At 45.4% G+C, this 10,949-nt stretch carries 8 protein-coding genes and 1 pseudogene; 6 read left to right on the forward strand and 3 right to left on the reverse strand.

Going from position 1 to position 10,949, the window contains the following annotated elements; all coding sequences use genetic code 11:
* A partial coding sequence (locus Q0668_RS06525; protein ID WP_298861613.1) for a DEAD/DEAH box helicase occupies nucleotides 1-1,412 on the reverse strand: 1,412 nt, incomplete at its 3' end.
* Nucleotides 1,413-1,949: 537 nt separating this feature from the next.
* On the opposite strand from Q0668_RS06525, the gene Q0668_RS06530 reads away from it, so the two are divergent.
* Together Q0668_RS06530 and Q0668_RS06535 are read left to right on the forward strand one after the other, a co-directional pair.
* Nucleotides 1,950-4,019: a prolyl oligopeptidase family serine peptidase gene (locus Q0668_RS06530; protein ID WP_298861616.1), complete on the forward strand. Its 2,070-nt coding sequence runs from the start codon at nucleotides 1,950-1,952 to the stop codon at nucleotides 4,017-4,019.
* Between the two features lie 151 nt (nucleotides 4,020-4,170).
* On the forward strand, nucleotides 4,171-5,535 hold the full coding sequence (locus Q0668_RS06535) for a sulfatase (RefSeq protein ID WP_298861619.1): 1,365 nt from the start codon (nucleotides 4,171-4,173) through the stop codon (nucleotides 5,533-5,535).
* Nucleotides 5,536-5,577: 42 nt separating this feature from the next.
* Here Q0668_RS06535 and Q0668_RS06540 read toward each other — a convergent pair whose 3' ends face one another.
* Nucleotides 5,578-6,051 carry a DUF2203 domain-containing protein gene (locus Q0668_RS06540; protein WP_298861622.1) on the reverse strand — a complete coding sequence of 158 codons (474 nt, stop codon included), beginning with the start codon at nucleotides 6,049-6,051 and terminating at the stop codon, nucleotides 5,578-5,580.
* Between the two features lie 184 nt (nucleotides 6,052-6,235).
* Nucleotides 6,236-7,267 (reverse strand): anthranilate phosphoribosyltransferase, encoded by a 1,032-nt coding sequence (trpD, locus tag Q0668_RS06545; RefSeq protein ID WP_298861624.1) that lies wholly within the window; start codon nucleotides 7,265-7,267, stop codon nucleotides 6,236-6,238.
* A gap of 293 nt (nucleotides 7,268-7,560) precedes the next feature.
* Here trpD and Q0668_RS06550 point away from each other — a divergent pair, with 293 nt between their 5' ends.
* The 4 genes and pseudogenes from Q0668_RS06550 to Q0668_RS06565 all read left to right on the forward strand — a co-directional run.
* Nucleotides 7,561-8,706, forward strand: coding sequence for a hypothetical protein (locus Q0668_RS06550; protein ID WP_298861627.1), 1,146 nt, complete (start codon nucleotides 7,561-7,563; stop codon nucleotides 8,704-8,706).
* A gap of 58 nt (nucleotides 8,707-8,764) precedes the next feature.
* The gene (locus tag Q0668_RS06555) at nucleotides 8,765-9,973 is read left to right on the forward strand and encodes a PQQ-binding-like beta-propeller repeat protein (RefSeq protein WP_298861631.1); all 1,209 of its coding nucleotides are present in this window, start codon (nucleotides 8,765-8,767) and stop codon (nucleotides 9,971-9,973) included.
* Nucleotides 9,974-10,018: 45 nt separating this feature from the next.
* A complete protein-coding gene (gene crcB, locus Q0668_RS06560) occupies nucleotides 10,019-10,417 on the forward strand; it encodes a fluoride efflux transporter CrcB (RefSeq protein WP_298861634.1) in 399 nt (132 codons plus the stop codon).
* A 254-nt stretch (nucleotides 10,418-10,671) separates the two neighbouring features.
* Nucleotides 10,672-10,949, forward strand: a pseudogene (locus tag Q0668_RS06565) (hypothetical protein); the annotation flags it as partial.

Here is a 10,949-nt window from a genome sequence, read left to right on the forward strand (position 1 = left end):
TTTCGCTCAGATGGCGAAGTTGGCTGAATTTTTCTCGATCCAGAAGGGACTTCCCGTTGTCGCTGAGTCACTTCTTTATGTGGGGCTTCAGTTAAAAACAAAGGACGTTTCCCCTGGAACATGCAGGCTAATGCCGCCGCGATCTGGATTTCAGAATGATTTGTTTCCAACTGGTACTCACTCAGTAACTTCTGGAAAAGTTCGAAATCAGGTCCTTTCATTGTTTTAGTGATCGATTCTTTGAAACGCTCTTTACGGCGTTCATTAATCTTGCTGATGGAAGGTAGTTCCATCCGTTCAATTCTATGTTTGATGGACCGTTCAATATTTTGAAGTGATCGAGTTTCACGAGGAGAAACAAAAGTAATTGCTTCACCCGTTCTCCCTGCGCGACCGGTACGACCGATGCGATGGACATAGGCCTCTGAATCGCCGGGTAAATCATAGTTGATGACGTGACTGATTCGATTTACATCCAATCCTCGTGCAGCGACATCGGTGGCAATCACGATGTTGACATGTCCAGCCTTGAGTCGCCCCACGGTTCGCTCGCGTTGTTTCTGTGGAATATCACCATTTAATGGTGCGGCCAGAAAACCACGTGATTCCAGTTTTTCAGAAAGCTCTGTAGTAATCGTCTTGGTTCGGACAAAAATAAGTACGCCATCGGTCTCTTCTGCTTCCAGGATGCGAGTCAGTGCATCCAGTTTATGATGACCTTTTGCCAGCCAGTGTCTTTGGCGAATGGTGTCAGCTGTGCGAGTCTTATCTTTGATTGTAATTTCTTCTGGCGAATTGAGATAATTTCCAGCAATTCGACGGATGGCTTGCGGCATTGTGGCGGAAAACAGAGTGGTTTGATGGTTATCCGGTGTTTGTTCCAGAATCCATTCCACGTCATCAATGAAACCCATTCGCAGCATTTCGTCTGCTTCATCCAGCACCAGGCAATTGAGAGCATCCAGTTTCAATGTTCCGCGACGCATGTGGTCCATCACCCGACCAGGGGTTCCTACGACCACTTGTACCCCACGTTTTAAGGGCTGTAGCTGGCTCTTGAAATCTGCACCTCCGTAAATCGGTAAGACCTGTAGTCCCTTCAGCTTTGCACCATATTTTTTAAACGACTCGGCAACCTGAATCGCCAGCTCTCTCGTCGGGGCTAGTACTAAAATCTGGGGAGCCTTGAGTTCCAGATTGATTTTCGAGAGTAAAGGCAGCGCAAATGCTGCTGTTTTTCCTGTGCCGGTCTGGGCTTGTCCTACCAGGTCTTTTCCTTCCAGTAAAAGAGGGATCGTCTGTGACTGGATCGGAGTCGGGGTTTGATATCCCAGCTCTTCCAGTGAATCCAATACGGGCTGGCAGAGTGCTAAATCCGTAAATTTAGCCTGTGATGAGACTTCCGTTAACATGCATCAACCTTTAGACGAACATTCAGCCTGGAGACTGAGTGTAATCGTCGCGTAAAAAAAGAAATTGGGTCGTGTAATGAAAGAAATAGGTGAGAGTCGATTATTCCGGACTCAGGGGGTTGTTTTCAGGTTACTTCCTGAAAACAGCTCTCCTCGAAGCTCTGCCTCGTATCACCCAGCTGCTACTTTCAATAGCGGAACACCGGTAAGGGAGTTCGGCAAAAGTAGCCAAAACAACACGAAAAGATCAGCAAACAGCGAAATCTTTTATAAAGAGATTCTGGAGATCAGTCAAAATTTTTGCCAGGCGTTCTTTCTTGTACCTGCCATTTTGACTACTCAACAGCCGATGATTCTATCATCGCGCTGGTTTAAATGCACGCTCTGTTACAAGAAATTCGAAGAATATGTGGTATCTCAGCCGGTTCCGCAGAAAAACCTGATAAAACCCTTCAACTCGCTTAAGGCAGATTCCAGATTTGTTCTACAATGAAATATGTCCTGATTTCGAATAATACCATTAGCTGGAGCCTAGTTATGGATTCACCGGAGATAAATTCTGAAAACAACTCGCAGCCTGAGAATAATCCAGAACAATCTTTACTCTGGCTTGAAGAAATCGAAGGCGAAAAAGCATTAGACTGGGTGAAACAGCAAAATTCCAACACTTTGAAAGCGCTGACAGGCGATCCTCTGTATAAACAGTATCAGCAGGAAGCGCTGCAAATTCTAACTGCTTCAGATCGGATTACCTATGGAACCCTGCGCGGAGACTTTGTCTATAACTTTTGGCGAGATAAGGATCATGTACGGGGTCTTTGGCGTCGTTCGAGTTTGACTCAATTCAGAAAACAGCAGCATGAATGGGAAACATTGCTGGACATCGACAAACTGGCAAAAGAAGAAAGCGAAAACTGGATCTATAAAGGCGTGGATTGTCTTGGCCCTGATTATGCCCGCTGCATTCTCGAACTTGCACCCGGTGGAACGGATACCGCCGTCTATCGCGAATATGATCTTGAGTCCAAAACATTTGTCAAAAAAGGTTTTGAAGTTCCACTCGCAAAAACAAATCTTTGCTGGGAAAACCGGGATCAGTTATTGATCGCCACCGATTGGGGTGAGGGTAGTTTGAATACTTCCGGCTATGCCCGAATACTCAAACGTTGGAAACGTGGGACGCCCCTTTCCGCTGCTGAGACGCTACTGGAAACGGGACCGGAAGAGACGTTCGTTTATCCCATCAACATCGAGCATAACAATGGTCAAACCTGTTTTGTCCTTCGAGGACATGACTTTTATCATTTCAGCTTCTACCTCATTACTGATTCTGGTGTATTGAAACAGCTGCCTCTTCCTCAGAAATGTAGTTTGTCTGGATTATTTCAAGATCAATTACTAGTTGAATTGAAACAGGACTGGCGAGGCTTTACGGCAGGTAGTCTCATTAGTTTTTCATTGACGAATTTTCGAAAGACGGGAATGATCAATGATCTTCTTCCCGTTTTTGATCCGGGACTGACAGGCACCATTTCGCAAGTAAGGTATGCCAGAGATGCAGTCTATCTTACATGTCTCGAGCATGTTTCCAGTCAGATTCGAGAATTTACGTTTCAGGAAAACAAATGGAACGGAAATTTGATTCCCTGGGGAGGCGATGATGTCATCTCAATCAGTTCTTCTGATAAAAACAGCAATCACCTGCTGCTTTCCCGCGATGGATTTCTACAACCAAGTAGCCTGTATTATGTGAATTTTCAAGAGGGAGTAGAAGAGACAGTCCAATCAACTCCAGCACGCTTTGATACCAGCGGACTCAAAGTTGAGAAAAGTTTTGCGATCAGCAAGGACGGCACGGATATTCCTTATTTCATAGTTTATCAAAAAGACCTTAAGCTCGATCATTCCACACCCGTTCTGCAGTATGGATATGGTGGATTTGAAATATCGATATTACCTCATTATAGCGCTCTTATGGGAAAGCTCTGGCTGGAAAAAGGTGGCGCTTATGTGCTTGCCAATATACGTGGAGGGGGCGAATATGGGCCCCGTTGGCATGATGCGGCTTTGTTTGAAAATCGGCAACGTGCTTACGATGATTTTTTCGCTGTTGCCGAAGCTGTCCAGAGTAGGGGGTTTAGTTCTCCGAAACATTATGGAGCAATGGGGCGCAGTAATGGCGGTCTATTAATGGGAGTGGCGTTGACGCAACGACCGGATCTGTTCAATGCCATTGTGTGTGGCGTTCCATTACTGGATATGAAACGATTTAATAAGCTGCTCGCTGGTGCCAGCTGGATGGCGGAATATGGAAACCCTGATCTTCCCGAACAATGGTCCTATCTCAAAAAGTACTCTCCCCTGCAGAATTTGAAGTCAGGGCAGGACTACCCTAAGGTCTATTTCTTTACTTCTACCAAAGATGATCGTGTCCATCCGGGACATGCTCGAAAAATGGCAGCCAGAATGGAACAGATGGGTTATGAGTTTTATTATTATGAAAATATCGAAGGCGGACACAAAGGAAATGCAAACCAGGAGCAGGAAGCGATGTTGAGTTCGTTGGAATATCTGTACTTAATGCAACAGCTCTCGAAAAAATCGTAATACAATCATTGCTTACCGTGTTTTCTCACTCTTGATTGACACGCGGTTCCTGAAATGTTCAGATAAAGCCAGAGAGAGTATCAATATCCTGCCACAGTTCATTCAAGAAAGATCCTGGTCTCAAAATCCAAGATAGCAAAAGAATATTTTTATGTATCATCAACCGTTTATCAATTTGATTGTGGCCTGTGTTTTCAGTTTTTTATTCCTGGCTCAGGTCTCTGCCAGTGAAAAACAGACTCGTCAACAACCGAATATCCTGCTGATTACAGCTGACAATCTGGGATACGGCGACTTAGGTTGTTATGGCAATCCAAATATGAAAACCCCTCAGCTTGACCAGCTTGCAAAACAGGGGGTAAGGCTCACTGATTTTTATACCGCATCTCCCACTTGCACCGTTTCCAGGGCGACGTTGTTAACTGGCCGATATCCCCAGAGAATTGGTTTAAATCATCAATTGAACGCTGTGGAAAATTATGGAGATGGCTTACGAAAAAGTGAACGACTGATTCCACAGTATCTGAAGCAGCAGGGATACCGCACTGCCTGCTTTGGAAAATGGAATATCGGTTTTTCACCAGGAAGCCGTCCAACAGAACGCGGTTTTGATGAATTTTTCGGATTCGCTGCGGGCAATATTGATTATTACTATCACTTTTACGCGGGTCGCCATGATTTGTGGCGTGGCTTAAAAGAGGTGTTCGTGAAAGGGTATTCGACCGATTTATTTGCTGACGAAGCTTGTCAATTCATCGAAGCGAATCAACAACATCCCTTTTTCATCTATCTACCTTTCAACGCACCGCATTTTCCAGGAAAGAGAAATAAACAACCAGGGCAAACTAATGAGTGGCAGGCACCGGACAGCGCTTTCGAAGCGTATGGCATTTCTCCACAAACCAAAGATCCTCAGAAACGTTATCGGGCGGTTGTTACTGCACTGGATACCGCCATTGGTCGGGTTCTGAAGAAATTGGATGAGAGTGGATTGAGCGAGAATACAATCGTTATCTGGTATTCGGACAATGGGGCTTTCATGCTGAAGGATCGTGGATTGGAAGTGGCCAGTAACAAACCCCTGCGTGAGGGAGGGGTCACTTTGTGGGAAGGGGGAATTCGTGTTCCTGCGATTGTACGATTTCCTGGTCATATCAAAGCGGGGACTGTGAATGGCAGTCAAATCATCAGCCTTGATATTTTGCCTACCCTGGTTTCACTGGCGGGAGGAAATCTTCCACAAGACCGAATTCTGGATGGGCAGAATATTCTCCCGGTTCTCAAAGCACCAGAAACATCAAAGCCAAGGTCATTCTTTTTTCAGTATAGAAAATATAGCGCTGTGCGAAAAGGGAAATATAAATTACTTCGCACAAAGCACGATCAACCATACATGCTGTTCGATCTGAAACAGGATCTGGGCGAATCAACAGATCTGGCTGCCAAACACCCTGAAATTACCAGGCAATTAAAGCAGGCGTATGAATCCTGGATAGATGATACTAACTCGAAATAATTCAGAGGACTGTTAAAGAGAGAAGTTGAAAGAAGTCACTGACTAAATTAGTGGCTCATCGTTATTTTCGATGTCATTATTCAATGATTCTTCAAACAACTCTTGTCGGTCGGAAAAGTTTTCTTCCAGATTGTGCCAGTAAGCAACTTCTTCCTCGCCAGATTTCCAGCAGAGATAAATTTCCTGGCCTCCTCGCAGGGAAGGAAAGTTCACGACGCCTAGAGCAGGGTCTTCCAATTCGACGCCCAGTTCAATGAGTTCGGTTACGTATCCTTTGAGTTGCTCCATATCGTTTTCGATATCGACTTCAGCCTGGAGAAGTTCTTCGCTGTATGCCGACTCTTCATCTCGAGCGGAAGCACCGGGTAGTTGCTTAATTTCTGTAATTCGTTCCTGGCGGTCATGCAGATTCTGATAAAGGGCAACGATGTCTTTGACAATCGCCTGCACGAGTGGTAAACGAAGATTGGCCTCTTCTGTTGTGAAAATCAGCTTTCTTTGCGCTTCAGCATTCATGGTGAGACCTTTATTTCTTAATGCCAGCAATGAAATCAAATAAGTAGCGACATTACTTCTTTTGATTTCTACTGTTTTCGATTGTCATTGTCCTGAAGAATTATAAGAGGATACCCAGATTCGGCAAGTCAACACCGATGATGAGACTCACATTTTCTGATTCCCCGACAGAAATCCTGTTTATTTATTCTCCAGTTATATTACTACTAAACTCGATGAGATGTTTGAGTTTCTCTAATACTTTACCTTCATCAATCAGTGAAGAGACATTTTGAACAGATTGCTCCAGATTTGTAGTTTTTTCCGCTGCCAATAAGGCAGCCGAGGCGTTGGCTACCACCATATCCCGAGCAGGTCCCTGTTCACCCTGAAAGATTTCTAGAATTACTTGAGCGCTTTGCTCTGAGGATTTGACGACCAATTGACTTACGTCACATTCTGATAATCCGAAATCAGCGGCAGTCCATTCAAAATAACGCAATTCCGAACCTTTTACTTCATAAACCGATGTTTTTCCCCAGAGGCTAATCTCGTCCAGTTCTCCATTGCCACAGACGACCAATGCATGTTTTCGACCTAATTTTAATAACGCTTGAGCAATTTTTTCAGCGGCCTGTACAGAATTAGCCCCTAAAAGCTGATACTCCGCACTGGCTGGATTCGTTAAAGGCCCCAGGTAATTGAATATGGTGCGAATTCCCAATTCACGGCGAACAGGAGCAACATATTTCATTGCAGAGTGCAACAGAGGAGCAAAGCAGAACCCGATCCCGGTTTTTTCCAGACATTGCCCGATTTGTTCCGGTGTTAAGTCCAACCGGACTCCTAAAGCTTCGAGAACGTCCGAGGAACCGCTGGAACTGGAAACACTTCGATTTCCATGTTTGGCGACTGGGATTCCGGCAGCCGCCGCTACGATCGCCACGGCGGTGCTGATATTAAACGTATGAAGTTGATCGCCTCCCGTCCCACACGTGTCCAGGAGACCGGTTGTCTTCGTGGGAATCGCCAGAGCCCGTTCGTGCATCGCTCTGGCTGCACCGACCAGTTCATCGGAAGTTTCCCCTTTCATCCGCAATGCGGTCAGTAACGCCGCGATCTGTACTTCGCTGCATTCACCGCGCATGATGGACGCAATCGCCTCATACGCGGCTTCACACTCCAGGCTTTCACCTTGAAGTAATCGATCAATGGTACTGCTGAGAACTGTTGCCATATGTGTGAATCCGAAATTTCAAAAGTCGTATATTCTAATTGAGAGCGAAATTATATCAGGTTGTTAAAAAAGAATCAGCCAAAGTCTCTTTGAATGCGAGAAGTTAATTTTAATTATACACTGACCCGTTCTGGATTTCCGGACTTGAATCAATGGGAATATAGCCGTCATACTTGTTGGTGCCGGAATGAAATTGGTACAATTTCATTCGACGGAAGTCCTACCACTACCAGATGGCCCTCATAAAATCGGCGGGTCATGTTAATTGCATCGATCAGTCTCAGGAGATTCCCATGCAGCGAAGCCGTTTTCTATTCTGCCTCATGTTCCTTTTCAGTTCGCTGACGGTACTTCAGGCGAATGACGTTGAGCAAGATATTGCAAAAATCAAACAGGTTCAAAAAGAAGGTCAGGGAAATCTCACCGCATCCAAAGCCGTGCAGCAACTATCTCAGTCAGACGCCTCAGCGTTGATTCCGATTTTGTCCAGCTTTGAGGGAGCCAATCCGCTGGCTCTCAATTGGCTACGTGGTGCATTTGAAGCAATTGCTGCCAAGGCAATTCAACAAAAAAAACTTCCTGTTAAGAAGTTGGAAGAATTTATTCTGGATACTTCCAGGAATCCGCGGGCAAGACGGTTGGCCTATGAAACTTTGATTAAAGTTGATCCAGCTGCAGCTGACCGAATTATTCCCGGCATGATTAATGACGCGAGTGTTACTCTACGTCGTGACGCTGTTCAGCGATTGATCAATGAAGCAAAAAAACTGGAAAAGGCAGATAAAAAAGATCAGGCAAAGAAAGTATATCAGCAGGCACTTTCTGGTGCGACTGATTCTGATCAGGTCAAAAACATTGTCAAACCCTTAAGGAGTCTGGGAGAGAAAATCGACTTACAAAAACATTTCGGTTTCCTGTCTGAATGGATGATCGTTGGCCCCTTCGATAATCGCGAGAAAAAAGGGTACGATACCGTCTATGCCCCCGAAGAAAAACTCGATTTCGCTGCAGCGCTGGAAGGCAAAGAAGGTAAAGTTAACTGGAAATCCGTTAATACGAAAGATGACTACGGAATCTTTGATGTCGCGAAATCAATCTCTCCCTATAAGGGAGCCGTCATGTACTGCGCTGCCGACTTCCATAGTCCTCAGAAACAATCTTTGGAAATCCGACTGGGTACTCCGAACGCCTGGAAAATCTGGGTAAATGGTAAACTTCTGTTTGCACGTAATGAATATCATCGCGGGATGGTATTAGATCAGTATAGCGTGCCTGTAACGGTTCAACCCGGCAAGAATGTGATTCTTCTCAAACTTTGTCAGAACGAGCAAGACGACAGTTGGGCGCAACGCTATCAATTTCAACTCCGTATTGCCCGTCCCTCGGGTACCGGAGTACGTTCGCAAAAACCAGAGGCAACGACTCAGCTCTCTCCCTGAAATTAGATAAATAGCTCTTTAATTGTTAATACGCTTCTTCCCTGAAATGGATGAACTTATGAAAAACGAATTTCTCAAATTAGTGCTGCCCCTGATCGCGGTCTGTTTATGTTGCGGCGCTGACTGGCCGCAATTTCGGGGCCCACTGACGAATAATGTTGCGACTTCAGAAACGCCTCCTTCGAAAGTCGATCAGGAAAACATTGCCTGGTCAGCAGATTTAGAGGGGCGCGGCGCGTCTGGTCCGATTGTCGTGGGTGATAAAGTTTTTATTACCAGTACGACAGGTTTCAAACAGGACCAACTGCATGTGCACTGCTTTGATGTCAATACGGGCAAACGTCTTTGGGAAAGACAGTTCTGGGCGACTGGTCGCACCCAATGCCATAATAAAATGAGTGTTGCCACTTCAACACCTGCCAGCGATGGCGAGCGGGTATTCGCGACATTTTCCAGTAATGATGTTATCTGTTTGGATCTGGATGGAAATCTGCTTTGGATACGAGGTTTATCGCACGATTTTCCCAATGCCAGCAATAGTCTGGGCATGGCATCCTCTCCAATCGTTGTAGGCGAAACTTTAATTGTTCCTGTCGAAAATGATGATGATTCTTTTACCACCGGTCTCGACGTTAAAACGGGAATCGCCCGTTGGAAAATTAAACGCCCGCGCGTTGCAAACTGGACATCGCCCGCGATTCTGAAATCTACACCCGAAGCGGAAGCACTGGTGCTGTTGCAGTCAAGCGAAGGCGTCGATGCCATCTATCCCGAAACGGGCGAAACAGCCTGGCAGTATGAACAAGGGGCGGGACGCATTCCTTCGACGACGGTCGGAGAAAATATTTTGTTTGTTCCTTCGAATGGTCTGACAGCGCTCGCACCCGGCACCAGCAGCGATCCCCCTAAAGTGCTCTGGAAGGAACAAAAACTCTCTCCAGCGACTGCGAGTCCATTGGTCTATCAAAAAAAGGTGTTTACGGTGAATCGTGCTGGAGTCTTATCTTGTGGCAATCTGCAGACCGGTGAAATTGTCTGGCGACTACGCCTGAAAGGTCCCTTCAGTGCCACCCCGATAGCCGCCGCGAATCATCTTTATCTGATCAGTGAAAAAGGATTGTTACAGGTCGTTCAATTAAGTGAAGAGAAGGGAGATGTCACCGGAGAAATCGATTTGAAAGAGACGATTCTGGCAACGCCGGCAATCTCTAATAATTCGCTCTTTATTCGTAGTGATAAACATCTCTGGAAAATCTCTTCCAAATAATTTGTCGGCGGTTTTTATGAATCATAAATTGGAAAGGAATCATTTGTGTCACAACTGCTGGCTGTCGGGTTAGGAGGATTCGTAGGCGCCGTAGCGCGATACAGCATTACGGAACTGCTTGCGCGGAAATACCCGGGAAGTTTTCCTGTAGGTACTCTTGTCGTGAATGCCGCAGGTTGTTTGTTGATCGGCATTCTGATGGCCATCGTCACCCACAAGCAGCTTCATTCTTCTATTCGTATACACGAACATGCCAGCCTGTTTCTGATTTCAGGGTTTCTGGGATCATTAACCACATTTTCCACCTTTGGTCATGATACTGTTAGCCTGTTAAGAAATTCTGAACTGAATCATGCTTTTCTCAACATCTCTGGAAACCTGATCGTCGGTCTGATAGCTGTTTGGGTGGGGTGGGCTTCTGTCATATTCTGGCTGGAAAAATGATTTTAATGGCTGACTGATTTCGCTGAAATGTCTCAGACTTGTCTGGACTCATTCCTGTCTATGGAATCAATCAGTTCATCTTAAAAACTAATAATTTCAAATTGTTAAGATATTCTGACTATAACGGTTAAGGTGAAATTGATTTCTGGCCGATATCAAGTTCATAACAGGGGGGATTCTGCCTGACCTTCTCAGGCGGGCAGAATTATTTTTTCAATTTCTAACTCCAGAAATATTGCGGAGTTCCCCTCAAAATGTCTTATTGGCTTCGCTCTCTCCGATTTCTTGCCAGCGCACTTAGTAGTGCCAATTCTCCTCGTCAACTAGCCCTCGGATTCAGTATGGGCATGGTGATTGGCCTGGTTCCCAAAGAAAATTTGACGGCTGTGATTTTATTATTCATTCTGGCAGGTTCAAAAGTGAATCTCTGCTCAGCCTCGCTGGGAACCATACTTTTCTCCTGGCTGGCATTACTGATTGATCCGTTAAGCCATCTAATTGGTCGAAGTGTGCTATTGGCGTCATATTTACG

Source organism: uncultured Gimesia sp., assembly GCF_937910335.1.
GTDB lineage: Bacteria > Planctomycetota > Planctomycetia > Planctomycetales > Planctomycetaceae > Gimesia.

Bases quoted from the DNA above. Each gene is read 5' to 3' on its own strand.
- Q0668_RS06530 (WP_298861616.1), top strand. From the start codon at position 1,950: ATGGATTCACCGGAGATAAATTCTGAAAACAACTCGCAGCCTGAGAAT.
- Q0668_RS06535 (WP_298861619.1), top strand. From the start codon at position 4,171: ATGTATCATCAACCGTTTATCAATTTGATTGTGGCCTGTGTTTTCAGT.
- Q0668_RS06540 (WP_298861622.1), bottom strand. From the start codon at position 6,051: ATGAATGCTGAAGCGCAAAGAAAGCTGATTTTCACAACAGAAGAGGCC.
- trpD (WP_298861624.1), bottom strand. From the start codon at position 7,267: ATGGCAACAGTTCTCAGCAGTACCATTGATCGATTACTTCAAGGTGAA.
- Q0668_RS06550 (WP_298861627.1), top strand. From the start codon at position 7,561: ATGCAGCGAAGCCGTTTTCTATTCTGCCTCATGTTCCTTTTCAGTTCG.
- Q0668_RS06555 (WP_298861631.1), top strand. From the start codon at position 8,765: ATGAAAAACGAATTTCTCAAATTAGTGCTGCCCCTGATCGCGGTCTGT.